General features: G+C 71.4%; 21 protein-coding genes and 1 tRNA gene. 10 read left to right on the plus strand and 12 right to left on the minus strand.

The window, feature by feature from the left end; genetic code table 11:
* Window positions 1–161: 161 nt before the first annotated feature.
* Genes ACZ7KX_RS12970 through ACZ7KX_RS12980 form a run of 3 tightly spaced genes read right to left on the minus strand, consistent with a single transcriptional unit; the run spans window position 162 to window position 3,545 of the window.
* A complete protein-coding gene (locus tag ACZ7KX_RS12970) occupies window positions 162–809 on the minus strand; it encodes a hypothetical protein (RefSeq protein ID WP_470326483.1) in 648 nt (215 codons plus the stop codon).
* A complete protein-coding gene (locus tag ACZ7KX_RS12975) occupies window positions 796–2,451 on the minus strand; it encodes a VWA domain-containing protein (protein WP_470326484.1) in 1,656 nt (551 codons plus the stop codon). The genes ACZ7KX_RS12970 and ACZ7KX_RS12975 overlap by 14 nt, the downstream gene beginning before the upstream one ends.
* Entirely contained in the window at window positions 2,448–3,545 is a 1,098-nt protein-coding gene (locus ACZ7KX_RS12980; RefSeq protein ID WP_470326485.1) for a hypothetical protein, read from the minus strand. Before ACZ7KX_RS12980 ends, ACZ7KX_RS12975 begins: the two co-directional genes overlap by 4 nt.
* Before the next feature lie 331 nt (window positions 3,546–3,876).
* Between ACZ7KX_RS12980 and pyk the strand changes: the two genes are divergently transcribed.
* From pyk to ACZ7KX_RS12995, 3 genes are all read left to right on the plus strand, one after another.
* On the plus strand, window positions 3,877–5,307 hold the full coding sequence (gene pyk / locus ACZ7KX_RS12985) for a pyruvate kinase (protein ID WP_470326486.1): 1,431 nt from the start codon (window positions 3,877–3,879) through the stop codon (window positions 5,305–5,307).
* A gap of 110 nt (window positions 5,308–5,417) precedes the next feature.
* Window positions 5,418–5,777 (plus strand): type II toxin-antitoxin system RelE/ParE family toxin, encoded by a 360-nt coding sequence (locus ACZ7KX_RS12990; RefSeq protein WP_470326487.1) that lies wholly within the window; start codon window positions 5,418–5,420, stop codon window positions 5,775–5,777.
* Complete coding sequence (locus ACZ7KX_RS12995) at window positions 5,774–6,073, plus strand: helix-turn-helix domain-containing protein (RefSeq protein WP_470326488.1); 300 nt, start codon at window positions 5,774–5,776, stop codon at window positions 6,071–6,073. The genes ACZ7KX_RS12990 and ACZ7KX_RS12995 overlap by 4 nt, the downstream gene beginning before the upstream one ends.
* A gap of 75 nt (window positions 6,074–6,148) precedes the next feature.
* Here the strand turns inward: ACZ7KX_RS12995 and ACZ7KX_RS13000 are convergent.
* A tRNA-Leu gene (locus tag ACZ7KX_RS13000) sits at window positions 6,149–6,221 on the minus strand.
* A 100-nt stretch (window positions 6,222–6,321) separates the two neighbouring features.
* On the opposite strand from ACZ7KX_RS13000, the gene ACZ7KX_RS13005 reads away from it, so the two are divergent.
* Window positions 6,322–6,978 (plus strand): ANTAR domain-containing response regulator, encoded by a 657-nt coding sequence (locus ACZ7KX_RS13005; RefSeq protein ID WP_470326489.1) that lies wholly within the window; start codon window positions 6,322–6,324, stop codon window positions 6,976–6,978.
* Between the two features lie 70 nt (window positions 6,979–7,048).
* Here the strand turns inward: ACZ7KX_RS13005 and ACZ7KX_RS13010 are convergent, their stop codons facing one another.
* The 6 genes from ACZ7KX_RS13010 to ACZ7KX_RS13035 all read right to left on the minus strand — a co-directional run bounded on the left by ACZ7KX_RS13010 (window position 7,049) and on the right by ACZ7KX_RS13035 (window position 13,873).
* The gene (locus ACZ7KX_RS13010) at window positions 7,049–7,765 is read right to left on the minus strand and encodes an ABC transporter ATP-binding protein (RefSeq protein WP_470326490.1); all 717 of its coding nucleotides are present in this window, start codon (window positions 7,763–7,765) and stop codon (window positions 7,049–7,051) included.
* Window positions 7,762–8,598, minus strand: coding sequence for an ABC transporter ATP-binding protein (locus tag ACZ7KX_RS13015; protein ID WP_470326684.1), 837 nt, complete (start codon window positions 8,596–8,598; stop codon window positions 7,762–7,764). Before ACZ7KX_RS13015 ends, ACZ7KX_RS13010 begins: the two co-directional genes overlap by 4 nt.
* A gap of 8 nt (window positions 8,599–8,606) precedes the next feature.
* On the minus strand, window positions 8,607–10,538 hold the full coding sequence (locus ACZ7KX_RS13020) for a branched-chain amino acid ABC transporter permease (RefSeq protein ID WP_470326491.1): 1,932 nt from the start codon (window positions 10,536–10,538) through the stop codon (window positions 8,607–8,609).
* Between the two features lie 5 nt (window positions 10,539–10,543).
* Window positions 10,544–11,473, minus strand: a complete 930-nt coding sequence (locus ACZ7KX_RS13025; protein WP_470326492.1) for a branched-chain amino acid ABC transporter permease — start codon at window positions 11,471–11,473, stop codon at window positions 10,544–10,546.
* A 121-nt stretch (window positions 11,474–11,594) separates the two neighbouring features.
* The gene (locus ACZ7KX_RS13030) at window positions 11,595–12,830 is read right to left on the minus strand and encodes a branched-chain amino acid ABC transporter substrate-binding protein (protein WP_470326493.1); all 1,236 of its coding nucleotides are present in this window, start codon (window positions 12,828–12,830) and stop codon (window positions 11,595–11,597) included.
* A gap of 578 nt (window positions 12,831–13,408) precedes the next feature.
* A complete protein-coding gene (locus tag ACZ7KX_RS13035; protein WP_470326494.1) occupies window positions 13,409–13,873 on the minus strand; it encodes a PaaI family thioesterase in 465 nt (154 codons plus the stop codon).
* 339 nt (window positions 13,874–14,212) lie between these two features.
* On the opposite strand from ACZ7KX_RS13035, the gene polA reads away from it, so the two are divergent.
* The 4 genes from polA (at window position 14,213) to ACZ7KX_RS13055 (ending at window position 18,705) form a co-directional block, all read left to right on the plus strand.
* Window positions 14,213–16,897: a DNA polymerase I gene (gene polA / locus ACZ7KX_RS13040; protein ID WP_470326685.1), complete on the plus strand. Its 2,685-nt coding sequence runs from the start codon at window positions 14,213–14,215 to the stop codon at window positions 16,895–16,897.
* A gap of 149 nt (window positions 16,898–17,046) precedes the next feature.
* Window positions 17,047–17,814: a GNAT family N-acetyltransferase gene (locus ACZ7KX_RS13045; protein ID WP_470326495.1), complete on the plus strand. Its 768-nt coding sequence runs from the start codon at window positions 17,047–17,049 to the stop codon at window positions 17,812–17,814.
* A gap of 161 nt (window positions 17,815–17,975) precedes the next feature.
* On the plus strand, window positions 17,976–18,251 hold the full coding sequence (locus ACZ7KX_RS13050; RefSeq protein WP_470326686.1) for a DUF397 domain-containing protein: 276 nt from the start codon (window positions 17,976–17,978) through the stop codon (window positions 18,249–18,251).
* Window positions 18,238–18,705 (plus strand): NUDIX hydrolase, encoded by a 468-nt coding sequence (locus ACZ7KX_RS13055; protein WP_470326496.1) that lies wholly within the window; start codon window positions 18,238–18,240, stop codon window positions 18,703–18,705. The genes ACZ7KX_RS13050 and ACZ7KX_RS13055 overlap by 14 nt, the downstream gene beginning before the upstream one ends.
* Before the next feature lie 26 nt (window positions 18,706–18,731).
* Here the strand turns inward: ACZ7KX_RS13055 and hrpB are convergent, their stop codons facing one another.
* Together hrpB and ACZ7KX_RS13065 are read right to left on the minus strand one after the other, a co-directional pair.
* Entirely contained in the window at window positions 18,732–21,248 is a 2,517-nt protein-coding gene (hrpB, locus tag ACZ7KX_RS13060; protein ID WP_470326497.1) for an ATP-dependent helicase HrpB, read from the minus strand.
* A 6-nt stretch (window positions 21,249–21,254) separates the two neighbouring features.
* Window positions 21,255–22,124 carry a class I SAM-dependent methyltransferase gene (locus ACZ7KX_RS13065; RefSeq protein ID WP_470326498.1) on the minus strand — a complete coding sequence of 290 codons (870 nt, stop codon included), beginning with the start codon at window positions 22,122–22,124 and terminating at the stop codon, window positions 21,255–21,257.
* 414 nt (window positions 22,125–22,538) lie between these two features.
* Between ACZ7KX_RS13065 and rpsA the strand changes: the two genes are divergently transcribed.
* Both rpsA and ACZ7KX_RS13075 read left to right on the plus strand, forming a co-directional pair.
* A complete protein-coding gene (gene rpsA / locus ACZ7KX_RS13070; RefSeq protein WP_316520647.1) occupies window positions 22,539–24,029 on the plus strand; it encodes a 30S ribosomal protein S1 in 1,491 nt (496 codons plus the stop codon).
* A gap of 194 nt (window positions 24,030–24,223) precedes the next feature.
* Window positions 24,224–26,455 (plus strand): MMPL family transporter, encoded by a 2,232-nt coding sequence (locus ACZ7KX_RS13075; RefSeq protein ID WP_470326499.1) that lies wholly within the window; start codon window positions 24,224–24,226, stop codon window positions 26,453–26,455.
* The last annotated feature ends 10 nt before the right edge of the window (window positions 26,456–26,465 follow it).

Raw genomic sequence — 26,465 nt, forward strand, 5'->3', positions numbered from 1 at the left:
AGATCTTGGCGACTCGTTCGTGACGCGGACGGGCGGGGGTGAGGGTGGTAAGGGGAGGTTTCGGGCCTGACCGGGCATCCGACCGGGGGCGTGAGCCGGGCCTTCGCCGGGGCGAGCCGGGCGGATCGGGGGCCGGTGCCCGGCCGGGCACCGGCCCCCGATCAGGCCAGGTCGGTGGTCAGCAGGACCACCTCGCGGCCGAGCTCGGCCGCCGGGTCCGGGGCGTCCGGGCCCACCCACGGCTGCCAGGTCCGCGCCCGCAGGTAGCCGGCCACCGCGAGTGGCAGCCGGTGCCGGACGATCCGTTCCGCCACCGGGCCCGGGCCGGCCACGCGCAGCGCCGCCACCAGGTCGTCCACCCCGGCGGAGGCCGGCAGCGGCACGGTGTCCAGGTAGGCGGCCAGTGCCTCCAACTCGGGGTCGGGCAGGGGCGGTGGCGGCGGGGTCGGCGACCCCTCCGGCACCGCCGCCGACGACGGCCCCGACACCGAGTGGGCGGCGGAGCCCGATCCGGACCCGGACCCGGCCCCCGAACCGGATCCGGCCCCCGACTCCCGGCCCGGGTCCGAGCCGCCACCACCGGCCAGCGGCGGCTCCTCCGGCGGCTCCTCCGGCGGGCCGTCCTTCGGCCCGGGGGCCACCAGGGCGCCGACCCCGTACAGGGCGGCCGCCACCCCCGGCCACAGGCCCCCGCCGAGCCCGAACTCGTGCAGCCCCACCCCGACCGCGGCGCCCCCGAGGCCGGCCCAGTTCCGGGCCGAGTTCAGGTACCGCCCCAGCCTCCCGGCCGGACCGTCACTGGTACCCACGGATCTCCTCGAACGCCCCGTCCAGCGAGCCCGAGCCGTCGAACAGCTTCCCGCCGCTGATGTCCGCGATCCCCTGCAGCTGGGCCACCGCGGCCTCCCCGAACTTGATCGGGAACACCGGGATCGACTTCTCCCAGGCCGGCAGCGCGTCGTGGAAGCGCTTGAAGTCGGCGTCCGACGCACCGACGTTGCTCTCCCCGTCCGTCATCAGCACGATCGAGGTGAACCGGTCGTCGTTCGCCGCCGCCTGCTGCCGCTCGATCACCCGGTACGCCTCCTCCAGCGAGCCGTACACCGCCGTCCCGCCCGAGGCCGCCAGCGACTGCACGTCCGCGTTGATCGACGCCAGCTCCGCCTGCGGACCGGGCTGGCTGCCCGTGGGCGGCACCACGTGCGTCTTGGACCACTTCACCGAGGACGCGAAGGACACCAGGGTGACCTCTTCGCGGTTGCGGAAGCGGCGCACCCCGCGGGTGTCGTCCGCCCCGGTCAGCCGGCCCATCGCGGTCTTCAGCGAGGTGATCCGCGAACCCTCCATCGAGCCCGAGGTGTCCAGCACGTACACCGTCCGGGACGGGCGGCGCAGGTCGTTCTGGTACGAGGCCAGCAGGCCGTCCGCCACCGCCCTGGTGCCCGGGAACGGCAGCTCCCGGCGGCGGTCCGTCGGCAGCCCCGCGGCCGGGGCCACGCCCGCCGTCGCGGGCCGGCGCAGCGTCGTCTCGGAGATGCGCTTCTGCACGTCGTCCTTGAGCAGGTACGAGGTCAGCCGCTGGAAGGCGTCGCGCTGGTCCGGCGCGGCCGAGGACAGCAGCGACAGCGGGTAGTCCGCCGACACCACGCCGTCCACCGGGCGCACCACCGTCAGCTGCTGCTGCGGCGGCAGCGTCCTGTTCAGCGACAGCAGCACCGACTCGTAGTTCACCAGCGCGCCCACCACGCCCGACTCGGCCCGGGTGTACGCCTGGGCCAGCCAGCCCGAGGAACCGGAGGTCAGCTTCTGGCCGGTGAAGAACTGCTTCAGCTGCGGCGTCGCCTTCTGCACGTCCGCCTCGGCCAGCGCCCCGTCCGCCCCGGAGAACGCCGAGGCGACCGCCACCAGCGTGGAGAAACCGGAGTTGGAACGCGACGGGTCCGCCATCCCGTACGTCAGCCTGCCGGCCGCCGCCGCATCGCCGACCTGCGCCCAGGTGACCTTCGAGCCGTCGCCCCAGCCCAGGTCGCCGAGCACCGAGGAGCGCACCCCGATCGCCACCGGCGAGACCATCACCGGCGTCTCCGACAGCACCTTGGACTTCCCGACCGGATCCAGCCGCAGGTACTGGTCGGACGGGAACCACACCGCGTCGTACTTGCCGTCCGCGCGGCCCGAGGACACCGCGTCGGCGCCGTCCAGGGTGCCCGTCCAGGAGAACTGCACCGTCACCCCGGTGGCCTTCCGGGCCTCCTCCAGGACCGGCGCCAGGTCCTGCAGCTCGCTGCCCGCCAGGACGCGCAGCACCCCCGGCCGGGCGGTCTCGGCGGGCGGATCGGTGGGCTGCGGACCGGCCTTGTCGCCGCCGGACGAGGTGCAGGCCGTCACCACGGCCAGCACGGCCGCCAGGGCCACGGCGAGCCCGCCGCGGTGCTTCGTACGGAGGTTCACTTCGGGCTCCCACCCTTCGCCGCGGCGGTCAGCTTGAGGAGGTTGTCCAGCGAGGGCAGGGTGGCCTGCTTGAACCCGGAGTTCCTCAGGTCGTGCGCGAAGTGCGGTGTCCTGTCCTTCAACAGGTTCCAGAAGGCTTCCTGGTCGGCCTGGGGCCGGAGACCGTACCGGGCCTCCAGCCCGCGCAGCACCGCGTCGTTCTCCAACACGTCGGCCAGCTTGCGGCCGTTGTCCGTCCGGGCCACCAGGGTGTGGTCCGACTGGATCGTGGTGTCCGGGTACATCACCACCATGTCCCCGGTGTTCCTGCCCTGCAGCGGCAGCGCGGCGGCCTGCGACTCGTACGCGAAGACCAGCGTGCCCACCCCCGCGAAGAAGTCGCGGAACGGCTCGTCACTACTGATCTTCTGCATGCCCTGGAGACCGTTCGCGGTGGCCAGGACGTCCCGGACGGCGCTCACACCGGCGTCGTCCTGCACCACCTGGTTGCCGTTCGCGACGTACGACAGCAGCGCCAGGTACAGCGCGCCCGAGGACGAGGTCTCCGGGTCCGTCGTCGACACGAACAGCGGACCGGCCAGCTCCGGGTGCTGCTCGGCGCCCGGGAGTTCCTTCCACTTCCTGCCGGCCTTCAGCGCCTCCACGTACTTGTCCATCCGGAACGTCCAGACGCCCTTGGCGTCCACGTCCGCCAGCTGGTTCTGCTTCAGGACCTGCGCCGCCGACTCGTGCGTCACGATCACCAGCGGGGAGTAGAAGGGCACCAGCGGCGAGTCCGTCAGCTGCCAGTTGCGCTGGATCTCCCGGGCGGGGGCGGCACTGGCCGGGAACGCGAAGTCCAGCCCCTTGGTGCTCTTCGCCTGCTCGCTCATCGTCCACGAGCCGGTCGAATCCGCCCGGACCTCCAGGCCCCGCTTCTTCAACTCGTTCTTGACGTCCTGGTCCTCGAAGAAGCCGCGCTTCTCCGAACCGATCAGGCCGGTGACCGTGACCACCTGGGCCCCCCCGTCGTGGCTGGGGGGGATCAGCGCATAGGCGACCCAGCCCAGCAGGGCCAGGGTCGCCACCACCCCCAGAGCGCCGCCGCGTCTCATGCCGAACGCCTCCCCCTCGTACGCGACTTCGGTCGCGTCGTCTACGTCGTCCGGGTGGTTGCCCGGAATCCCCGGGTCGTCACCCGGGGGTGACGAGCGTCCCGCCGGGCAGGGAGCTGCAACGGAAGTGACGGTGAACCAGAGGTGAACACCCCTTCACGGAATCGCATCGACCGGGCCGCCACGGGGTGACCGGAGGGGGTGCCGGACGGCCCGCTCGCACACCGGTCCGAGGGTGTGTCAGATTGTTCAACTCGCCTTACCGCAACGGTCATCCCGCAGTCCGGACCCGCCTCGTGGTTACGCGCCGGTAATGCCTAGTCTCAGCACTATGCGCCGAGCAAAAATCGTCTGCACCCTCGGGCCCGCCACCGACTCGTACGACCAGATCAAATCCCTGGTCGACGCCGGGATGGACATCGCCCGATTCAACCTCAGCCACGGCACCCACGCCGAGCACGAGGAACGCTACCGACGCGTCCGCAAGGCCGCCGACGAGACCGGCCGGAGCGTCGGCGTCCTCGCCGACCTTCAAGGCCCGAAGATCCGCCTCGACACCTTCGCCCACGGGCCCGTACTCCTTGAACGCGGCGACGAGTTCACCATCTCCACCGACAAGGGCGTCGTGGGGGACAAGGACATCTGCGGAACCACCTACGCCGGGCTCGCCGCCGACGTCGGCCGCGGCGAACGCATCCTCGTCGACGACGGCCGCGTCACCCTGGAGGTCGTCGCCGTCGACGGACCCCGCGTACGCTGCCTCGTCATCGAAGGCGGCCTGGTCTCCGACCACAAGGGCCTCAACCTCCCCGGCGTCGCCGTCTCCGTCCCCGCACTCAGCGACAAGGACGTCGCCGACCTGCGATGGGCACTGCGCACCGGCGCCGACCTGATCGCGCTCTCCTTCGTGCGGAGCGGCCGCGACATCGAGGACGTCCACCGGATCATGGCGGAGGAGGGCCGGTTCGTCCCGGTCGTCGCCAAGATCGAGAAGCCGCAGGCGGTGGAGAACCTCGAATCCGTCGTCGACGCCTTCGACGGCATCATGGTGGCCCGCGGCGACCTGGGCGTGGAGATGCCCCTCGAACAGGTCCCGCTGGTCCAGAAGCGCGCCATCAAGCTCGCCCGGCGCAACGCCAAGCCGGTCATCGTCGCCACCCAGATGCTCGACTCGATGATCAACGCCTCCCGGCCCACCCGCGCGGAGGCCTCCGACGTCGCCAACGCCGTCCTGGACGGCACCGACGCGGTGATGCTCTCCGGCGAGACCTCCGTCGGCAAGTACCCCGTCGAGACGGTCAAGACCATGGGCCGGATCATCGAAGCCGCCGAGAACGACGTCCTCGCCGCGGGCCTGCCCCCGCTCACCGCCGGCAGCAAGCCGCGCACCCAGGGCGGCGCCGTCGCCCGCGCGGCCGCCGAGATCGGCGACTTCCTGCACGCCAAGTACCTGATCGCCTTCACCCAGTCCGGCGACACCGCACGCCGGCTGACCCGCTACCGCTCGCCCATCCCGGTCCTCGCCTTCACCTACGAACCGGCCGTGCGCAGCCAACTCGCCCTCACCTGGGGCGTGGAGACCTTCCTCGGCCCCTTCGCCCCGACGACCGACCAGATGGTCGAACAGGTCGACGCGGCGCTGCTGTCGCTGGGCCGCTGCCAGAAGGGCGACATCGTCGTCATCACCGCCGGCTCGCCCCCCGGCCTGGCCGGCTCCACCAACCTCGTCCGCGTCCACCACGTGGGCACGCTGGACGTCTGACCGGGCCTCGACCGGTCGTTCGCGGGCGGCATCCCTCATCCGGGGGGACGCCGCCCGTTGCTCGTCGATCCGGCGATAACGGGCCCTGGTGCCTCCATAACATCCGTGTTATGACTTGGGGAGAGGTGGAACTCGAACCGGAGGTCCGGGACTGGGTCCTCGGGCTGAGCCCGGACGGCCAGGGAGTGGTCGCCTTCTGCATCGATCTGCTCGCCGTCCGCGGGCCGCTGCTCGGGGAGCCGCACACGCGCCAACTGGACGGCAAGCTCCGTGAGCTGCGCTTCCATCTGAACGAACTGGACATGCGCATCACCTACTGGATCGCGTCCGGCAGGAGGATCATTCTGCTGACCGTGTTCCGCAAGACGCGCATGCGGGAGACCGGCGAGGTCGATCGCGCGAGGCGGGCACTGCGCCGTTGCGTGGCGGAGCAGCACACCGTTGACGAGGACGAGGAGTGGGCGAGATGAGCGAGCGCGCGTCCTGGCGGGCCATGCGGGAGGAGATCCTGAACCGCCCCGGGGCCGGTGCGGCGTACGAGGCCGCACGGTTGCGATTCGAGCTGGGTGAGGCGGTGCGGCTGCGCCGGGAAGCGCTCGGGATGACCCAAGCCCAACTGGCTGCGGCGGCGGGGACGCAACAGCCGGCCGTCGCCCGTTTCGAGGCAGGTGGGACGATGCCCACGATCGTGGTTCTCGAACGGTACGCGGAAGCGCTCGGCATGCGGCTCACGGTCGAGCTGGAGCCCTTGGAGAGGGCGAGCTGACTCCTCACGTCCCTGTCTCTTCACCCACAGTGGTGAAGAGACAGGTCGGCATCCGTCCTTCGGACTGAAGGAAAGTACCCCGAGTGGGATTCGAACCCACGCTGGATGGTGTTTGAGACCACTGCCTCTACCGCTGGGCTATCGGGGCCAGCCCCAGAATCGAAGGCTGCCCCCGACCCTGAATGCCCTAAACATACCGTGTCTAGGTACCCTCGTGCATGCAGTACCCCGCCGGAACGAGGAGCCCCGTGAGCACCGCCGACGAGCAGGCCCAGCCGCTTGAGACCGATACGCCCCAGATCACCCGGATCGTGATCGCCGAGGACGAGGCGCTGATCCGCCTCGATCTGAAGGAGATGCTGGAGGAGGAGGGGTACACCGTCGTCGGCGAAGCTGGTGACGGGGCGACGGCGGTGAAGCTCGTGGAGGAGCTGAAGCCGGATCTGGCGATCTTCGACGTGAAGATGCCGGTGCTGGACGGGCTGTCGGCCGCCGAGCAGATCCACGAGAAGCACCTGGCTCCGGTGCTGATGCTGACCGCGTTCTCGCAGCGGGAGCTGGTGGACCGGGCGCGGGACGCGGGTGCGATGGCGTACATCGTCAAGCCGTTCTCGAAGTCGGACCTGGTGCCGGCGATCGAGATGGCGGTGTCGCGGTACACCGAGATGCGGGCGCTGGAAAAGGAGATCGGGGATCTCACCCAGCGGCTGGAGACCCGGAAGCTCGTCGACCGGGCGAAGGGTGTGCTGCAGACGAAGTTCGGGCTGAACGAGCCGGCCGCGTTCCGGTGGATCCAGAAGACCTCGATGGACCGGCGGATGACGATGGCGGCGGTGGCCGAGGCGGTCATCGAGGAGGGCGAGGCCCAGGACCGCAAGAAGGCGGAAGAGGGCAAGTCCGAGTAGGACGAGCACGACGCGCACGACGAAGGGCCCGGCAGAGCGGATCTGCCGGGCCCTTCGTGCGTGACGGGGGTCAGTCCTCGCCGAGGTAGGCCTTGCGGACGGACTCGTCGTGGAGGAGGTCGGGGCCCGTCCCGGAGAGGACGATGCGGCCGGTCTCCATGACGTAGCCGCGGTCGGAGAGGGACAGGGCCGCCTGGGCGTTCTGCTCGACGAGCAGGATGGTCGTACCGGACGCCTTGAGTTCGACGATGGTCGCCATGATCTTCTGCATCATCAGCGGGGAGAGGCCCATGGAGGGCTCGTCCAGCATGAGCAGCTTGGGCTGGGACATCAGGGCCCGGCCCATGGCGAGCATCTGCTGCTCGCCCCCGGAGAGCGTTCCCGCGGCCTGCTTGCGGCGTTCGCCGAGGATGGGGAAGAGGCCGTAGGCGCGTTCGACGTCGGCGGCGATGCCGGCGGTGTCGGAGCGCAGGAAGGCGCCGAGGAGGAGGTTCTCCTCGATGGTCATGCGGGGGAAGATGTGCCGGCCCTCGGGGGAGTGGGCGAGGCCGAGCGACACGATCTTGTGGGCGGGGACGGTGGAGAGGTCCCGGCCCTCGAAGGCGATGCTTCCGGCGGTGGGCTTGAGGAGGCCGGAGAGGGTGCGCAGGGTGGTGGTCTTGCCGGCTCCGTTGGTGCCGATGAGGGTGGTGACCTCGCCCTGTTCGACGGTGAAGCTGATGCCCTTGACGGCTTCGATCTTGCCGTAGGCGACGCGGAGGTCCTCGACCTCAAGGAGTGCGGTCACTGGTCGGTCTCCGTAACGGTCTCCGGACCTGCCGGGGCGGTCCCTGCCGGGGCGGTCTCTTCGAGCGGTGCGCCGAGGTAGGCGGTGATGACGCGCTCGTCGTTCTGGACGGTCTCGCGGTCGCCCTCGACGATCTTCTGGCCCTGGACGAGCACGGCGGTGCGGTCGCAGAGGTTGAAGATGAAGCGCATGTCGTGCTCGATGACGAGGATGGAGATGCCCTTGTCGCGGATGGCGAAGACGAGTTCCTCGGCGGCGCGGGTCTCCTGGGGGTTCATGCCGGCGGTGGGCTCGTCGAGGAGGAGCAGACCGGGTTCGGAGGCGAGGGCGCGGGCGATTTCCAGCTTGCGCTGCTCGCCGTAGGGGAGGTTGCGGGCGAGGTGGTCGGCCTTGTCGGCGAGGCCGGTGAACGCGAGGAGGTCCATGGCCTTCTCGCGGCTCTCGGCCTCGGCGCGGTGGTAGCCGGGGCCGCGGAGGATGGCGGAGAAGATGCCTTCCTTGGTGCGGGTGTGGCGGCCGACGAGGACGTTCTCCAGGACGGTCATGTTGGCGAAGAGCCGGATGTTCTGGAAGGTGCGGGCGATGCCGGCCTGGGTGACCAGGTGGGGCTTGGGGGGCAGGACGACGTCGCGGTAGCGGACGGAGCCCTCGGTGGGGACGTACAGGCCGGTGAGGCAGTTGAAGAAGGTGGTCTTGCCGGCGCCGTTGGGGCCGATGAGGCCGATGATCTCGCCCTCGCCGACGGTGAGGGAGACGTCGTTGACGGCGGTGAGGCCGCCGAAGCGCATGGTGACGCCGGTGACTTCGAGCAGGGGTGCGGCGGTGGTGGTCATCGGGTCGTTCACGCCCCTGCCTTGGTGAGTGCGGTCGGCTCGCCGGTGGGCTGGGCCGGGATGGCGGCCTCGTGGAACTCCAGCTGCCGGCGGCGGTTGGGGATGAGGCCTTCGGGGCGGACGCGCATGAGGACGATGAGGGCGGCGCCGAAGGCGAGGAGCTGGTAGTCGGCGAGGAATTCCAGCTTCTTCGGGATGAGGAAGAGGAGGGTGGCGCCGGCCAGCGGGCCGCTGATGGTGCCCATGCCGCCGAGGATGACGGCGGCGAGCAGGAAGGCGGAGTTGGGCGGGAGGGCTTCGGCGAAGGTGTACTGGTCGGGGGTGACGGTGTAGCTGACGTGGGCCTGGACGGTGCCGGCGAGGCCGGCGAGGCAGGCGCCGAGGGCGAAGGCGAGGAGCTTGAGGCGGAAGCCGTTGATGCCCATGGCTTCGGCGGCGGTCTCGTCCTCGCGGATGGCGACCCAGGCGCGGCCGATGCGGGAGTTGCCGACCCGGGCGAAGACGAGCACGACCAGGGCGGTGACGAGGAGCATCAGCAGGTAGTAGTTGGAGAAGCGGCCGAGTTCGATGCCGGCGACGGTGTGGGTCTTGCCGAGGTCGAATCCGAGGATCTCCAGGTCGGGGATCCGCGGGATGCCGTTGGAGCCGTTGGTGATCTTGGGGCCGGTGGTGCCGTTGAGGTTGAGCATGGTGATGCGGAAGATCTCGCCGAAGCCGAGGGTGACGATGGCGAGGTAGTCGCCGCGCAGCCGCAGGGTGGGGGCGCCGATCAGGACGCCGAAGACCATGGAGACGGCGGCGCCGGTGAGCATCGCGGCCCAGAACGGGAACTGGACGTGGATGGGCGAGGCGGGGGAGCCGGAGACCAGGGCGGCGGCGTAGGCGCCGACGCCGAGGAAGGCGACGTACCCGAGGTCGAGCAGTCCGGCCAGGCCGACGACGATGTTGAGGCCGAGGGCGACGGTGGCGAAGATCAGGATGTTGGTGGCGACCGAGGTGTACTGGTCGCTGCTCTGGGTGAAGGGGAAGCTGGCGGCGGCGGCGAAGGCGGCGCCGGTGGTGACCGGGCGGTGCTTGACGGTCAGCGCGCGCAGCCGGGCGATCAGGCCGGAGCGGGTGAGGGCGGCGACGGTGGGGCCGGCGAACAGCAGGTAGCAGATGAAGAGTTCGCCGTACTCGGTGTCGATGCCGAAGGTGATCGCGAAGAGGCCGAGCCCGAAGGCGACGACGATGACCAGGACCTCGACCCAGGAGGGGAGTTGCCGTGGGGCGTCGACCGGGCGCTCGATCCGGCCGAGGCGCAGCCAGGTGTTGGCGAGGTGGCCGAGTTGGAGGAGCAGGACGGCGCCGGTGGCGATGGCCACGCCGCCGGCGAGGGCGGTCATGACGGGGGCGACGGGCTTGTCGGAGGGGATGGCGTGGGTGCCGAGCCAGACCAGGGGTGCGGCGGGGACGAGCAGGAAGAGGCGCTTGTCGACGATCCGCAGGGGGACGGCGGTGCGGCGGTCGAGGGGGAGGCCGAGGGCGCCGAGGACGGTGAGCAGGCCGCCGGCGGCGAGGACCCAGCCGCCGGGTTCGAGGTTGGCGAGGCCGCCGAGGTCGACGGCGATGGCGGCGACGGAGTAGGCGGCGACGGCGAGGGCGCCGGTCGCGGCGTAGAGGACGGCGTTGTTGCTGCGGGTGGGGGCGGCCCAGCGCAGGCCGGGGACGCCCTGGGCGGCGAGCAGCAGGACGAGGGTGAGCGCGCCGGCGGTGAGGGCGAGCCACTGGAGGCCGGCGGGGGAGCCGTAGTAGGTGAGGTCGCCGGGGAAGTCGGAGGTCCAGGTCCAGGACATGGCGGCGGAGGCGGCGGTGGTGAGGGCGCCGAGGCCGGTGAGGGCCGCGGCGGCGCGGGCCGGCAGGGGGATGACCGGGGTGGTCTCGGTGGTCGTGGTGGTCATGGTGGTCACGCCCTGTCCGCGACGCGCTCGCCGAGCAGGCCTTGGGGCCGGACGAGGAGCACGAGGATGAGGAGTACGAAGGCCCAGACGTCCTTCCAGGCGCCGCCTCCGAAGAGGTGCATGCCGGGCAGGTGCTGGATGTAGCCGGTGGCGAGGGCTTCGGCGAGGCCGAGGGCGAGGCCGCCGAGCATGGCGCCGTAGATGTTGCCGATGCCGCCGAGGACGGCGGCGGTGAAGGCCTTGAGGCCGAGGATGAAGCCCATCCGGAAGTCGATCTGGCCGCTGCGCAGGCCGTAGGCGATGGCGGCGACGGCGGCGAACGCGGCGCCGATGGCGAAGGCCATGACGATGATGCGGTCGGTGTCGATGCCCATCAGCTTGGCGGTGTCGGGGTCCTGGCTGGTGGCCTGCATGGCGCGGCCGGAGCGGGTGCGGGTGACGAACCAGCCGAGGGCGAGCATGCACAGGGGGGCGGCGATGATGAGGAAGAGGTCGCTGCGCTGGATGGTGACGGAGCCGAGGCTGAAGGGGTCGCCGGGGATCTTGGGGAAGACCCGGGCCTTCTTGGCGTCGGGGTAGAAGGAGAAGACGAGCTGCTGGAGGAGGATGGAGAGCCCGATCGCGGTGATCAGGGGGGCGAGCCTGGGGGCGTTGCGCAGGGGGCGGTAGGCGAAGCGCTCGGCTGCGACGGCGGTGAGGGTGGAGACCAGGATGCCGGCGATCAGCATCAGCGGTAGGGCCAGCCAGAGGGTGGTGCCGCCGGGGAGGGCGAGGTAGGCGGTCAGGGCGCCGAAGCCGCCGACCATGACGATCTCGCCGTGGGCGAAGTTGATGAGCTGGACGATGCCGTAGACCATCGTGTAGCCGATCGCGACGAGGCCGTAGAGGGCGCCGAGGATCAGGCCGTTGGCCAGCTGCTGCGGTAGGTCGTGCACCGCTGGGCCTCCGTAGTGCGTTCTGGGGTGTCCGCGTGGGTGGTGGATGTGGGGGCGCGCGGGGGCACTCGTGGCGCCCCCGCGCGCTGTGGTGGTTCGGGTGGCTCGGGTCGGCTGGGGGTCAGCCGTTGAAGGTGCCGGTCTTCTCCACGGCCCACGCGCCGTCCTTGACGGTGTAGACGGTGAGCTGCTTGTTCGTGGTGTCGCCGAACTCGTCGAAGGAGACCTTGCCGGTCACGCCGTCGAAGGAGACCTTCTGGACGGCGTCGACGACGGCGGCGCGGGGGTTGGCCGGGAGCTTGCCGTTGTTGGCGGCGACGACGGCCTTGACGGCCTGGATGATGGCCCAGCCGCTGTCGTAGGAGTACCCGCCGTAGGTCTCGTAGGCGTCCTTGTAGCCGGCGGCCTTGTAGTCGGCGATGAACTTGGCGGCGGTGGGGAGCTGTTCGACGGCGCCGCCGACGGCGGTGGCGAAGTCGCCGGCGCTCTTGGGGTTGAGCTTGATGTAGTCCTTGCTCTGCATGCCGTCGCCGCCCATCAGCGGGATGTTGACGCCGGCCTCCTTGAGCTGGAGGGAGAGCGGGCCGGCGGCGGGGTACTCGCCGCCGTAGTAGACGGCTTCGGCGCCGGAGCTCTTGACCTTGGTGACGATGGCGGCGAAGTCGCGGTCGTCGGGGTTGACGTGCTCCTCTCCGACGATGGTGCCGCCCTGCTTGGTGAACTCGGCCTTGAAGGTGCCGGCGAGGCCGGCGCCGTAGGTCTTCTGGTCGTCGATGAGGAAGACCTTCGACTTCTTGGCGTCCTTGGCGAGGTACTGGGCGGCGAAGGGGCCTTGGACGGCGTCGGTGGTGGCGGTGCGGAAGTAGGTCTTGAAGGGGCGCGCCTTCTCGCCGGTGGCCCACTTCTCGCCCTGGCTGAGGGCGACGCCGGTGTTGGCGGGGGAGATCTCGACGAGGTTGGCGTCGGCGAAGATCTGCTGCATCGACTGCGCGACGCTGGAGTTGAGCGGGCCGACGACGCCGATCACGCTGGTGTCGCCGACCAGCTGGGTGGCGTTCTGCTGGCCGGGGCCGGGCTTGGCGGTGTCGTCCAGTGCCTTGATCTGGAACTTGACGCCGGGGACCTCGTTGGCCTCGTTGGCCTTCTTCACCGCGAGCTCGACGGAGTTGCGGATGCCGATGCCGATGGCGGAGAGGTCGCCGGTGAGCGGGGCGTCGATGCCGATGGTGACGGTGGCGGCGGAGCCGCCGCCGCTGCCTCCGTCGCCGGACTTCTTGTCACCGCGAGAGCCGCAGGCGCTGAGGCTGAGGGCGGCGATCACGGCAATGCTCACGACAACTGCTGAACGGTGACGCACGAGGGTCCCCTTCGGTTCAGGATGCGCCCGCGCCGGAGGGGCGGGAGCCGGGTGCGCTGAGGGCCAGGCCCAATTGGATGGCGCGGTGACTGGCCGTGACTCTAGGCGTCGTTGGGCGGCTCGGGCAGTGCTGCGAGCATGCTGTGATTCTCTTGTTATGAGCACACGGAGCAGTTGTCTCAACATGTGGTCGTTTCGGCTCGATCGATCCGGCGCTTTCGGGCGTTTACGCGCTGGTAGGGCGATGTAAGGGCCAGAAATGCGGGTTGCGGCTGGCGTCCTCGATTACCGGACGGTCATGTCCGATTCCCAGGTTTCGGCCTTGAGCGTCCGGATTGCGGACGAAAAGAGCACGGTCAAGTGATCTCGGGGCGCCTGGGGCTCCCGGAGCCGGACTCGTGCGAGGACTTCCTGCTTGTTACGCAGCGTTACGGGCGTGGGGGCCGCCTCGGCGCGTCCGGGCATGCGAACGCCCCCTCGTTTGACCAACGCCTGCCCAGGAGGGTCGGTGGTCAAACAAGGGGGCGGAAAAGGAATCTGATGCCGCGTCTGCTGAACTCGCAGAAGCTGTCGGGCCGTTAGAGGTCGCGCAGCATGCAGGTCAGCCGGCAGCTGGTGACGCGCTTGCCGGTGTCGTCGGTGATCGCGATCTCGTAGGTGGCGGCGGTGCGCCCCTTGAACACGGCCGTCGCCACCCCGGTGACCAGGCCGGACGTCGCCGAGCGGTGGTGGGTGGCGTTGAGGTCGACGCCGACCGCGTACCGGCCGGGACCGGCGTGCAACATGGCCCCGATCGAGCCCAGCGTCTCGGCCAGCGCCGCCGACGCGCCGCCGTGCAGCAGCCCGTACGGCTGCTGGTTGCCCTCCACCGGCATGGTGCCGACCACGCGGTCGCCGGAGGCCTCGACGATCCGGATGCCGAGCTTCTCGCCGAGGTGTCCGCCGGAGAAGGTCTCCGGGCTGACGCCCAGCTTGGCGAAGTGGTCCAGCACCTCCTGCGGGACGTTCAGGACGGGGGCGGTGTCGGGCGCCGCATCGGTCATGGGGGAACTCCTGCCGCTCGGGGGTCACGGGTCCTGCTGCCTGTGATCGTACGACCGTCCTACTCGGCGGTAGAGCGCGCGGCCGGAGGCTGGCGTGGCGGCCCCGGCGGGCGCCCCGCCGCGGCCGTCGCTGCGGGCCCCGCCGTGCCGTTGCTGCGGGCCCTGCCGCGCCGCCGCTGCCGTGCTCGGCCCCACCGGTGCCGTGCCCCTTTTGTCGGTGCCGGGCCATAGGATCGGTGGACGGTAGTGGAATCGGCAGGAACGGACGTTGACGTGGCTACGCAGAGTACGGACAAGGGCGCTACGGGTGGCGGCGGGGCCGGCCCGCGGCCCCGGCTGATGCTGCTCGACGGGCACTCGATGGCCTACCGGGCCTTCTACGCCCTGCCCGTGGAGAACTTCAACACCTCCACCGGGCAGCCCACCAACGCGGTCTACGGCTTCGCGTCGATGCTCGCCAACACCGTCCGCGACGAGCAGCCCACCCACCTCGCCGTCGCCTTCGACCTCTCCCGGCAGACCTTCCGTTCCGTCGAGTTCCCCGACTACAAGGCCAACCGGGCCAAGACGCCGGACGAGTTCAAGAGCCAGGTCGGCCTGATCGGCGAACTCCTCGACGCCATGAACATCCCCCGGCTGACGGTCGAGGGCTTCGAGGCCGACGACATCATCGCCACCCTGGCCACCGCCGCCGAGGCGGCCGGGTACGACGTCGACATCGTCACCGGCGACCGCGACTCGCTCCAGCTGGTCACCGACCACGTCACCGTCCTCTACCCGACCAAGGGCGTCTCCGAGCTCACCCGCTTCACCCCGGAGAAGGTCACCGAGAAGTACGGCGTCACCCCGCGCCAGTACCCGGACCTCGCCGCGCTGCGCGGCGACCCGTCCGACAACCTGCCCGGCATCCCCGGCGTCGGCGAGAAGACCGCCGCCAAGTGGGTCAACCAGTTCGGCTCCTTCGACGAACTGGTCACCCGCGCCGACGAGGTCAAGGGCAAGATCGGCGAGAAGCTGCGCGACAACCTCGACTCGGTCAAGCGCAACCGCGTCCTCACCGAACTGGTCCGCGACGTCGAACTCCCGCTCGGCGTGGCCGACCTGGCCCGCGCGCCGTTCGACAAGACCGCCGTCGGCACCCTGATGGAGTCGCTGGAGTTCCGCAACGCCAACTTCCGTGACCGCGTCTACGGCATCGACCCGGCCGTCGGCGAGGAGGAGGCCGCCGAACTCGCCCCCGGCGTCGAGGTGGACGGCGAACTGCTGACCGACCCGGGCACCCTGGCCGCCTGGCTGCGCGAACACGCCTCCGACGGCAAGACCACCGTCGCCCTCGCCGCCGTCTACCGGTGGGCGCTCGGCACCGGAGAGGTCACCGAAGTCGCCCTCGCCGCGGGGGAGACGGCCGCCTGGTTCGACCCGGCCCTGCTCGCCGAGGAGGACGAGCGGGCCTTCGCCGGCTGGCTCGCCGACCCGGCCGCCCCCAAGGCCCTGCACATCGCCAAGCAGGTCATGCGCGCCTTCGCCGAGCGCGGCTGGACGGTCGAGGGCGTCGTCGCCGACACCGCGCTCGCCGCCTACCTGGAGAAGCCCGGCCGTCGCACCTTCACCCTGGAGGTGCTCGCCGAGGAGTACCTGGCCCGCTCGCTCACCCCGGCCCCCGCCGCCGAGAGCGGCCAACTCGCCTTCGACGCGCCGGAGGAGGACGAGACCACCGCGGCCCAGTCGCTGATGCTCCAGGCCCGCGCCGTGCTCGACCTCGCCGCGCTCTTCGACACCCGCCTCGCCGAGGTCGGCGCCGCCGGGCTGATGCACGACATGGAACTGCCCATCGCCGCCCTGCTCGCCCGCATGGAGCGCTACGGCATCGCCGCCGACCGCGCGTGGCTCACCACGCTGGAGACGCAGTTCGCCGCCGAGATCCAGCGCTGCGTCGAGGAGGCCCACGCCGCCGCCGGGCACGAGTTCAACCTCGGCTCGCCCAAGCAGCTCCAGGAGATCCTCTTCGGCGAGCTCGCGCTCCCCAAGACCAAGAAGATCAAGACCGGCTACACCACCGACGCCGACGCGCTGACCTGGCTGGCCACCCAGACCGACAACGAGCTGCCGGTCATCCTGCTGCGCCACCGCGACCAGGCCAAGCTGCGCACCACCGTCGAGGGCCTGCTCAAGACCGTCTCGCCCAAGGGCCGGATCCACACCACCTTCAACCAGATGGTCGCCGCCACCGGCCGGCTCTCCTCGCAGGACCCGAACCTGCAGAACATCCCGGTCCGCACCGAGGAGGGCCGCGCCATCCGCCGCGCCTTCGTCGTCGGCGAGGGCTACGAGACGCTGCTCACCGCCGACTACTCGCAGATCGAACTGCGGATCATGGCGCACCTGTCCGAGGACGAGGCGCTGATCGAGGCCTTCGCCTCCGGCGAGGACCTGCACACCACCGTCGCCTCCCAGGTCTTCGAGGTCCCGGGCGCCGCGGTCGACGCCGAGATGCGCCGCAAGATCAAGGCGATGTCCTACGGCCTGGCGTACGGGCTGTCCGCGTACGGGCTCTCGCAGCAGCTCGGCATCAAGCCCGCCGAGGCGCAGGGCCTGATGGACACCTACTTCGAGCGCTTCGGCGGCGTGCGCGACTACCTGCGCCGGGTCGTCGACGAGGCCCGCGCGACGGGGTACACCGAGACGCTGCTCGGCCGCCGCCGCTACCTGCCCGACCTCAACAGCGACAACCGCCAGCGCCGCGAGATGGCGGAGCGGATGGCCCTCAACGCCCCGATCCAGGGCTCGGCCGCCGACATCGTCAAGATCGCCATGCTCCGGGTGGACGAGGCGCTGCGCGCGGCCGGCCTCACCTCCCGGATGCTGCTCCAGGTGCACGACGAAATCGTCCTGGAGCTGGCCCCCGGCGAGCGCGAGCGGGTGGAGGCCGTCGTCCGCGAGCAGATGGCGGGGGCGTACCCGCTGCGCGCCCCGCTGGACGTCTCGGTCGGCGTCGGCGCGAACTGGGAGGCCGCCGCGCACTGACGGCGGAGCGGTATCGGCGGGCCCGGGCACACAGGTGTCCGGGCCCGCCGTCGTGTGCGGGGTCCGGAGTGGACCGGTCCGGGGTGGCCCGGTCCGCCGACTGGGAATTGGTCCTCACGTTCGGTCAATTTCGTACTACCGTAGGCGCAATGACAACCGGAACCCCTTCGACCGACCAGTCCCCGTCCCTCGCCGAGGCGCCGACCGCCCAGGCCCGCAACTCCGCCGCCTTCTGGACCGCGACCGGCCTGAGCCGGGGCCACGAGGTGATCCGGCGCCGTGGATTCGTCGCGGTCGACGGCGACGCACGCGCGGGCCTGCGGGTCCTGATCCAGGAGCCCGACCTCGACCCGGCCGAACTGGCCGAGGTGGGCGAGCTGGTCCGCGGGGCCGCCGGGACGGCTTACGTCGAGGACCCGTTCAGCTCGGCCGACCTGAACGACCTGGGCCTGGGCCTGCGCAGCTGGCAGATGCCGATCATGCTGCGCCTGCCCGGGCCCGTCGCGGAACCGGCGCTGGACGTGATCCGGGTGCGCCGGGCCGAGGACCTCCAGGCGGCCGAGCAGGTCGTGATCGAGGGCTTCGAGCTGGACGGGTTCCAGCCCCACCGCCCCGGCGAGCTCTTCCCTCCGGCGCTGATCGAACAGCCGGGCGTGGACGTGTTCGTCGCCTCGATCGACGGCGAGACCGCGGGCGCCGGGGTCAGCGTCCTGGCCGACGGCGTCGGCAGCCACTACTGGATCAGCACCTCGTCGGCGTTCCGGTCGCGGGGCGTGGGCCGGGCCGTCATGCTCGGTGCCCTCGCCCACCTGGCGGACCTCCCCGCCACCCTCACCGCCTCGAAGCTCGGCCGGCCGCTGTACGAGTCGCTGGGTTACGCGGTCGTGACGCCCTCGACCTGGTGGGCCTCCTCCTGAGCGACAGCCCCGCGGTGCCGGCGCTGCGCAGGAAGTCGGTGGGGCCGACTTCCTGCGCGCCGGTGCAGTACCGGGGCGTCGCACACCCTGGTCAGACCGGCAGGTCCCAACCGGGGCCGTCCTCGGCGCCGAGCCAGACCCGTTGCCGTAGCGGGGTGACCGTGACGCCGAAGGCGTCCTGGTGCGGTTCGCCCGGAACGGTTTTGATCACGGGTGACCTGCGCGGCGCCGCTTGGCACAAGAGCTCGTGCAGCGCTCAGCAGGGACAATGCGCGGAGGTGGCAATCGGGGCTCCGGACCGGGTGCCGGTCCGTGACTCCGAGGACCCCGAGGGTCCCGTGCTCGCCTTCCCGGCACCCGCAGGGATGGCGGGGCCGTTCCGTCAGAATGAACGGACGATCCCGGTAGCGGAGGTGGCGGATCATGCCCAGGCGTGACTACGAGGACGACCCGAATGCCCCCGAGGCCAACTCCCTCGTTCCGGCCGCGTCCGTCGTCGTGGTCGACGATGCGGGTCGCGTCCTCCTCCAGCGCCGGACCGACAACGGGATGTGGGCCCTTCCCGGCGGCAGGATGGACATCGGTGAGTCGCTCGCCGGGTGCGGCATCCGCGAGACGCGCGAGGAGACCGGCATCGACATCGAGATCACCGGAATCGTCGGCACCTACACCGACCCACGCCACGTCTTCGCCTACGACGACGGCGAGGTCCGCCAGGAGTTCTCCGTCTGCCTCCTCGGACGCCCGCTCGGCGGGGAGCTGCGGGTGTCCGACGAGTCCCACGAGGTGGCATGGTTCACCCCGGCCGAAACGGACGGGCTGCCGATGGTGTCGAACATCCGCAGGCGGCTGGCGGACTGGCGCTCAGGGGAGATCCCCGTGGTGCGTTGATCGCCGTACGTTGTTCGACTCCCGGGTCACTTGCGGGTGTTGGTGCGCTTCGTGGGTTCGGCGGTGGTCGGGTCTTCGGGCCAGGGGTGGCGGGGGTAGCGGCCTCTCAGATCCGCTCGGACGGCTTGGTAGCCGTTCTGCCAGAAGCTCTCCAGGTCGCCGGTGATGGCGGCGGGGCGGCCGGCGGGGGACAGCAGCTGCACGGTCAGCGGCACGCGGCCGCCGGCCAGGGCCGGAGCGGCCTTCCAGCCGAACAGCTCCTGCAACTTCACTGCCAGCACCGGGCGTTCGGTGCTGTAGTCGACCCGTATCTTCGACCCGCTGGGCACGGTGATGCGCTCGGGGGCCAGTTCGTCCAGGCGCCCGGCCTGTCCGCTCGCCCACGGGAGCAGGCGTTGCAGCGCCGCCGTCGTGTCGATCCGCGCGAGGTCGGCGCGGCGGCGGGCGCGGGACAGCTCCGGCTCCAGCCACTCCTCGGCGCGTTCCAGCAGCGCCTCGTCGGAGACGTCGGGCCAGGGGTCGCCGATCGCCGTGTGGAGGAACGCCAGGCGGTCGCGCAGGCCGGGGGAGGGCCAGGTCAGCAGCTCGCTGACGCCCTCGCGGGTGAGGCCTTCGAGGACGGCGGCGCGGACGAGCGCCCGATCCGGGCGGTCCAGCCGCTTCTCGGCGAGTTCGATGGCGCCGAGGGATTCGACGCGCCGGGAGACGACTTCACCTCGCCGGGTGTCCCAGTGGACCTCCTCGCGGGCGTCGAGCAGGGCCGCACCGGCCTGCAGCGCGGTGGAATCGTCCAGTGCCGCGGCGTGCAGCACGCGCGCGGAATGCGACCCCGCCGGGCGGTCGGCGACGGCGACAGCGAGCCAGGGCAGTGCGCCGAGCCGGGTGTCGCGGGGGAGTTCGGCGGCCGTCCCGGAGGCCATCAGGTACGGGCTGCGCTCGCCCGGGGCGGGCCGATCGACCCTCGCCCTGGCGATCCGTTCCGGGAACGCCAGGGCAACGACGAGGCCGACGGCGGCGGCATCGTCCAGCGCGGTGACCGGCTCGTCGCCCGCCGCCCGCTGCAGGCGGCGGACTTCGTCGCGCCAGCGCCCGGCGTAGGGATCGCCGGAGGAACGGACCGTCCGCCACACCGCGCCGAGGTCGTCCCCCAGTGCGCGCGGCGGCTCCTCGGACAGCAGTGCGACGACCTCGGCCGCCCGCCGCGCGCCGACGGCGGCCGCGCCGTCGACCAGGGCGCGGGCGAGCCGCGGGTGCAGCCCGGTGCGGGCGAGGCGCACGCCGCGCTTCGTCGCCCGGCCGTCGGCGGAAACGGCCCCGAGGGCCCGGAGGGTCTGCCGGGCGGCGGCCATCGCGCCGGCCGGGGGCCGGTCGGGCAGGGCGAGGCCGGTGGCGTCCGGGTCGCCCCAGCACGAGGCCTGGAGAGCGAACGACGTCAGGTCGGCGAGGGCGATCTCGGGGGTGGGGAAGCGGGCGGCGAGGGCGTCCTCGGCCTCGTTCCAGCAGCGGTAGACACGCCCGGGGGCCTCGCGCCCTGCACGCCCGGCGCGCTGGCGGGCGGCGGCGAGGGAGGCCCGGACGGTGACCAGCCCGGCCAGGCCGCGGGCGTGGTCGGTGCGCGGCTCGCGGGCGAGCCCGGCGTCGACCACGACGCGGACGCCGGGGACGGTCAGGGAGGACTCGGCAACGGCGGTGGAGAGCACCACCCGTCGCTGCGGGGACGGCGTGAGCGCGGCGTCCTGGACGGCCTGCGGGGCGCGTCCGTGCAGCTGCAGCACATCCGCGGCGACCCCGCCCAGCTGTCCGGCGACCCGGGCGATCTCGCCGACGCCGGGCAGGAAGCAGAGCACGTCCCCGTCGCGCTCGTCCAGGGCCCGCCGTACGACGGACGCGACGTGGTCGAGCAGGGCGAAGTCCACCCGGGTGCCGTGCGCGGGCCGGACGGCGCGCGGCGGGGGTGCCCAGACCACGTCCACCGGGTGGGAGACCCCGTGCGCCTCCACCACCGGGGCGCCGCCGAGGAGGTCGGCCCAGGCCTCGGTGTCGGAGGTGGCCGAGGCGCAGACCAGCCCGAGTTCGGGCCGCAGCGCCGCCCGGACGTCCAGCAGGAAGGCGAGCGCGGTGTCGGCGTCCAGGTGCCGCTCGTGGCACTCGTCGAGTACGACGACGTCCACGCCGGGCAGTTCCTGGTCGCGCTGGAGCCGCTGCAGCAGCACGCCGGTGGTGACCACCTCGACCACCGTCTCCGGCCCGGTGCGGCGCTCGCCGCGCACGGTGTAGCCGACCTCGCGGCCCACGGAGGAGCCGAGCAGCCAGGCCATCCGCCGGGCGGCGGCCCGGACGGCGAGCCGGCGCGGCTCGGCGACCAGCACGCGGCGCACCGGCCGGCCGTCGCCGAGCAGTCCGGCCAGGGCGAGCGGCACCAGGGTGGTCTTCCCGGTGCCGGGCGGCGCGGCGAGGACGGCGGTGCCGTGCCCGGCGAGGGCGTCGTGGAGGGCGGGCAGGGCGGTGCGGACGGGCAGGTCGCGCCAGGCCGGGTCCAGCAAGACGATTCAGCCCCGCTCCGTGACGAAGATCGCCGTGCCGGGGATCAGCCGCCCGCGCAGCGGGGACCAGCCGCCCCACTCCTGTTCCAGGCCGGCCGGCCACTCGGGCTCGACCAGGTCCAGCAGCCGGAAGCCCGCGCCGACGAGTTCGCGGACCCGGTCGCCGACGGTCCGGTGGTGCTCGACGTAGGTGGCGTGGCCCTGCTCGTCCTGTTCGACGTAGGGGGTGCGGTCGAAGTAGGAGGACATCGCGGTGAGGCCCTCGACGCCCGGCTCGTCCGGGAACGCCCAGCGGATCGGGTGGGTCACCGAGAACACCCAGCGCCCGCCGGGCCGCAGCACCCGGTGCACCTCGCGCATCAGGGCGGCGGTGTCGGCGCTGAACGGGACGGCGCCGTAGGCGGAGCAGGCGAGGTCGAAGGCGCCGTCGGCGAAGGGGAGGACGGCCGCGTCGGCCTGGACGACCGGGACGGGGACGGCGCCGCGGCCGAGGTCGATCCGGCGGGAGTGCTGGAGCTGGCGGTAGGAGATGTCGAGGGCGACGGGGCGGGCGCCGCGGCCGGCCAGCCAGCGGGAGCACTGGGCGGCGCCGGCGCCGATCTCCAGCACGTCCTTGCCCGCGACGTCGCCGAGCAGGCGGGCGTCGGCCTCGTCGAGGCCTTCGGGGCACCAGGTGAAGCGGTCGTCGCCGAGGAAGTCGCCGTGTTCGTCCTGGTACTCGTCGGCGTTGCGGTCCCACCAGTGCCGGCTGGCGCGGCTGCTCTCCCCGGTGCCGGCCTCGCGCCGAACCGCGTCGTCGTCGTCGCCGTCGTCGACGGACGCGTCAAGATCGTGCAGGTCGGACTGGGGGGTGGTGGCCACGGTGACAATGCCCATCGCGTAGGGTATGGAGTGCGGAAGCGCCGCTGCCGCGAACCGGCCCCGAGAGGGGTCCGGATCCTGGCGGTGGCATCCGGGGAAGGGCCCCTGCGGGCGCCGCCGCGAGGCGCGCAATCGGAGGATATGGCCTGATCCGTACCAGGCTCCACCGTCTTGACTCTCTTGGCGTTGACCGTGCCTGGCCGTCCCCGTATGCTACAAGTTGCGCTGCGGGCCTGCGCGCCTCAGACGGAGCAGGTCGCGCTCGCATCTGTCGAAGACCCCACGGTCGCAAGACGGACGCCGATTCCCGTTGTCACGGGAATGCCGGTGCGCCGTGTTCTTGGCTGTCCGGCTTTCGGTGGGAGCGATACGGGCCCTCCGCGTGGCATTACCTACGACTTTCATGTCCGTACCGGAGCCCTTTTCCTAATGACGAGCCCCACCGACTCCTCCCTCAGCACCACCCCGCAGGTCGCGGTCAACGACATCGGCGACGCGGAGGCCTTCCTCGCCGCCATCGACGAGACCATCAAGTACTTCAACGATGGCGACATCGTCGAGGGCGTCATCGTGAAGGTCGACCGTGACGAGGTCCTCCTCGACATCGGTTACAAGACCGAGGGCGTCATCCCGTCCCGCGAGCTCTCGATCAAGCACGACGTTGACCCGCACGAGGTCGTCGCCGTCGGTGACAACATCGAGGCCCTGGTTCTCCAGAAGGAGGACAAGGAGGGTCGTCTCATCCTGTCCAAGAAGCGCGCTCAGTACGAGCGTGCCTGGGGCACGATCGAGAAGATCAAGGAAGAGGACGGCATCGTCACCGGTACCGTCATCGAGGTCGTCAAGGGTGGTCTCATCCTCGACATCGGCCTCCGCGGCTTCCTCCCCGCCTCGCTGGTCGAGATGCGTCGCGTCCGCGACCTCCAGCCCTACGTGGGCAAGGAGCTTGAGGCCAAGATCATCGAGCTGGACAAGAACCGCAACAACGTGGTCCTGTCCCGCCGTGCCTGGCTGGAGCAGACCCAGAGCGAGGTCCGCCAGACCTTCCTCACCACCCTGCAGAAGGGCCAGGTGCGCTCCGGCGTCGTCTCCTCGATCGTCAACTTCGGTGCCTTCGTGGACCTGGGTGGCGTCGACGGCCTGGTGCACGTCTCCGAGCTGTCCTGGAAGCACATCGACCACCCGTCCGAGGTCGTCGAGGTCGGCCAGGAGGTCACCGTCGAGGTTCTCGACGTCGACATGGACCGCGAGCGCGTCTCCCTGTCGCTGAAGGCGACCCAGGAGGACCCGTGGCAGCAGTTCGCCCGGACCCACCAGATCGGTCAGGTCGTCCCGGGTAAGGTCACCAAGCTGGTTCCGTTCGGTGCGTTCGTCCGCGTGGACGAGGGCATCGAGGGTCTGGTCCACATCTCCGAGCTGGCCGAGCGCCACGTCGAGATCCCGGAGCAGGTCGTCCAGGTCGGCGACGAGATCTTCGTCAAGGTCATCGACATCGACCTGGAGCGTCGCCGCATCAGCCTGTCGCTGAAGCAGGCGAACGAGGCCCTGGGTGCCAACCCGGCCGAGGTCGAGTTCGACCCGACCCTGTACGGCATGGCCGCCTCGTACGACGACCAGGGCAACTACATCTACCCGGAGGGCTTCGACCCCGAGGCGAACGACTGGCTGCCCGGCTTCGAGAAGCAGCGCGAGGAGTGGGAGCGCCAGTACGCCGAGGCGCAGACCCGCTTCGAGCAGCACCAGGCCCAGGTCATCAAGAGCCGCGAGGCCGACGCCCAGGCTGCCGAGGAGGGTGGCGACGCCGTCGCCGCTGCCGCCGGTGGCTCCTACTCGTCCAGCAGCGACGAGGGCTCGGGCGCCCTGGCCTCCGACGAGGCCCTGGCCGCCCTGCGCGAGAAGCTGGCCGGTGGCCAGAGCTGAGGCTCTCGCTTCCCGCTAGCCGATAGCTAGCAGATGGGCCCCACCCGGAATTCCGGGTGGGGCCCATTTGGTTTTCCGCTTTGACTTATATGTATTTTATGTGAAGGAAAGTGTGAGATGGGGCTCATTGCCCTTCTATAGGTCGAAGTTCGGGTTCCGCCTACATTGAATGGAGCTGCCCGAAAGGCTCCTCCATGCGAAACCCCTCCTCCGCCGCCCCCGCCGCCATGGTCGGCGGCCGGCTCGCGGCCCTCGGCCGGTTCTGCTTCCGCCACCGCCGCTGGGTGCTCGGCTTCTGGGCCGTGGTCCTGGTCCTCGGGGTCCTGATCGGCGGCCGGGTCTTCGAAGGCTCGGTGGCGGGGGCCTCCTCCGCCAGCGCCGAGGCCGACCGGGGCAGCGCGGTGGTCACCGCGGCCGACCCGGTCAAGGGCACCGTCACCGCCGTGGTGGACGGGAAGCCGGTGGACGATCCGGCGGTGAAGGCCGCCGTCGAGAAGGCCACCGCCGAGATCTCCGCCCTGCCCGGGGTCTCCTCCGGCCTCGACGCCTACGGCCCCGGCCCGGCTCCGGCCGCGCTGCGCTCCGCCGACGGCACGGCGAGCCTGGTGACCGTCCGGATGGCCGACACCGCGACCACCGCCCAGACCGACGCCGTCACCGAGCGGCTCACCGCGCTGAACGGCGCGGGCGGCGCGCACGTGACCGTCGGCGGGGACCTGGTACTGCAGGACGAGGTCAAGAAGCAGACCGAGAAGGACACCCGCTTCGGCGAGATGGTGACGCTGCCGCTCACGCTGGTCGTCATGGTGCTGGTCTTCGGCGGACTCTCGGCGGCCTCCCTGCCGGTGATCGGCGCGGTCGCCTCGGTGGGCGGTGCGCTGCTGGCCATGTTCGGGTTCAGCCAGATCATGGACATCGACACCAGCGTGCTGCCGATCGCGACCGTGCTGGGGCTCGGGCTCTCGATCGACTACGCGCTGCTCATGGTGAATCGTTTCCGCGAGGAACGCGGCCACGGCGCGGGCATCGCCGCCGCCGTCGAGCGCACCGCGGCGACCGCCGGGCGCACCGTGGCCTTCTCCGGGCTGACCGTGGCCGTGGCGCTGTCCGGCCTGTTCGTCTTCACCAGCCCGGTGCTCGGGGCGGTCGCCGCCGCCGGAGTGAGCGTGGTGGTGATCGCCGTCGCCGCCGCGCTCACGCTGATCCCCGCGCTGCTCGGCTTCGCCGGCTCCCGGATCAAGACCCCCACCTCGCCCGTACCGGACGAGGGGTTCTTCAGCCGGACCGTCCGGCGGGTCCGCAAGCGGGCCGTGCTGGTCACGCTCGCCTCCGTGGCGCTGCTGATGGCGGCCGGGGCTCCGTTCCTCCACGCCGAGATGCGCAACTCGGGCGCCGCCGTGCTGCCCGCCTCCTCGGCGGGGCGGCAGGTCGCCGAGACCGTCGACCAGCGCTTCCCGCAGGTCTCGGCCGCGCCGATCACGGTCGTGGTCGAGGGCGGTGCGACGGTGGCGCAGACGTACGCCGACGAGGTGGTCGCCAAGCTGTCCGGGGTGAGCGGGGTACGGGCGGTCAGCCCGGTGAGCGACGCCGTCTCCACCATCGACGTGCTGGTGAAGGGGGACCCGCAGGGCGGGCAGGCCAAGCACGTGGTCGAGGAGCTGCGGGCGGACCGCGGCGGGCTGAAGACCTACGTCACCGGCGGTGCGGCCTCGGTGGTCGACTTCCAGAAGGAACTGCTCTCGCGCGGGCCGTGGGCGCTGGGGCTGGTCGCGGCGGGCACGCTGGTGCTGCTGTTCCTGATGACCGGCTCGGTGGTGATGCCGGTCAAGGCGCTGCTGATGAACCTGCTGTCGCTGGGGGCCTCGCTCGGCGCGCTCACCCTGGTGTTCCAGGACGGGTACTTCAGCGGGCTGCTCGGGTTCAGTCCGACGGGCGGGCTGGAGACGTTCATCCCGGTGCTGGTCTTCGCCTTCGCCTTCGGGCTGTCGATGGACTACGAGGTGTTCCTGCTCGCCCGGATCAAGGAACTGCGGGACAAGGGGCACAGCTGCACCCGGTCGGTGGAGCTGGGCGTCCAGCGCAGCGGTCGGATCATCACCTCGGCGGCACTGCTGATGGTGATCGTCTTCGCCGGGTTCGCGCTCGGGGACATGCTGATGGTCAAGCAGATGGGCATCGCGCTGGCCGTCGCCGTCGCGGTGGACGCCACCCTGGTGCGCTGCCTCCTGGTGCCGGCCGCGATGAGCCTGTTCGGCGAGTTCAACTGGTGGGCGCCCGCTCCGCTGCGGCGACTGCACCGGCGCTTCGGGCTGAGCGAGCACGTCGAGCTGCCGGAGATCGAGCCGGCGGTGATCCCGGCGCCACGGCCGGCGGCCGGGGAGCCCGCGGCCGGGGAGCCGGTGGACACGGACCTGGTGAAGGCCTAGGGCCCCGGCG

The organism is Kitasatospora sp. NPDC038210 (genome assembly GCF_055600605.1).

What these genes read in the sequence shown, in the direction of transcription:
- ACZ7KX_RS12980 (WP_470326485.1), bottom strand. Translation starts at nt 3,545, where the DNA reads ATGAGACGCGGCGGCGCTCTGGGGGTGGTGGCGACCCTGGCCCTGCTG.
- pyk (WP_470326486.1), top strand. Translation starts at nt 3,877, where the DNA reads ATGCGCCGAGCAAAAATCGTCTGCACCCTCGGGCCCGCCACCGACTCG.
- ACZ7KX_RS12990 (WP_470326487.1), top strand. Translation starts at nt 5,418, where the DNA reads ATGACTTGGGGAGAGGTGGAACTCGAACCGGAGGTCCGGGACTGGGTC.
- ACZ7KX_RS12995 (WP_470326488.1), top strand. Translation starts at nt 5,774, where the DNA reads ATGAGCGAGCGCGCGTCCTGGCGGGCCATGCGGGAGGAGATCCTGAAC.
- ACZ7KX_RS13015 (WP_470326684.1), bottom strand. Translation starts at nt 8,598, where the DNA reads ATGACCACCACCGCCGCACCCCTGCTCGAAGTCACCGGCGTCACCATG.
- ACZ7KX_RS13020 (WP_470326491.1), bottom strand. Translation starts at nt 10,538, where the DNA reads ATGACCACCACGACCACCGAGACCACCCCGGTCATCCCCCTGCCGGCC.
- ACZ7KX_RS13035 (WP_470326494.1), bottom strand. Translation starts at nt 13,873, where the DNA reads ATGACCGATGCGGCGCCCGACACCGCCCCCGTCCTGAACGTCCCGCAG.
- polA (WP_470326685.1), top strand. Translation starts at nt 14,213, where the DNA reads ATGCTGCTCGACGGGCACTCGATGGCCTACCGGGCCTTCTACGCCCTG.
- ACZ7KX_RS13045 (WP_470326495.1), top strand. Translation starts at nt 17,047, where the DNA reads ATGACAACCGGAACCCCTTCGACCGACCAGTCCCCGTCCCTCGCCGAG.
- ACZ7KX_RS13055 (WP_470326496.1), top strand. Translation starts at nt 18,238, where the DNA reads ATGCCCAGGCGTGACTACGAGGACGACCCGAATGCCCCCGAGGCCAAC.
- ACZ7KX_RS13065 (WP_470326498.1), bottom strand. Translation starts at nt 22,124, where the DNA reads ATGGGCATTGTCACCGTGGCCACCACCCCCCAGTCCGACCTGCACGAT.
- rpsA (WP_316520647.1), top strand. Translation starts at nt 22,539, where the DNA reads ATGACGAGCCCCACCGACTCCTCCCTCAGCACCACCCCGCAGGTCGCG.
- ACZ7KX_RS13075 (WP_470326499.1), top strand. Translation starts at nt 24,224, where the DNA reads ATGCGAAACCCCTCCTCCGCCGCCCCCGCCGCCATGGTCGGCGGCCGG.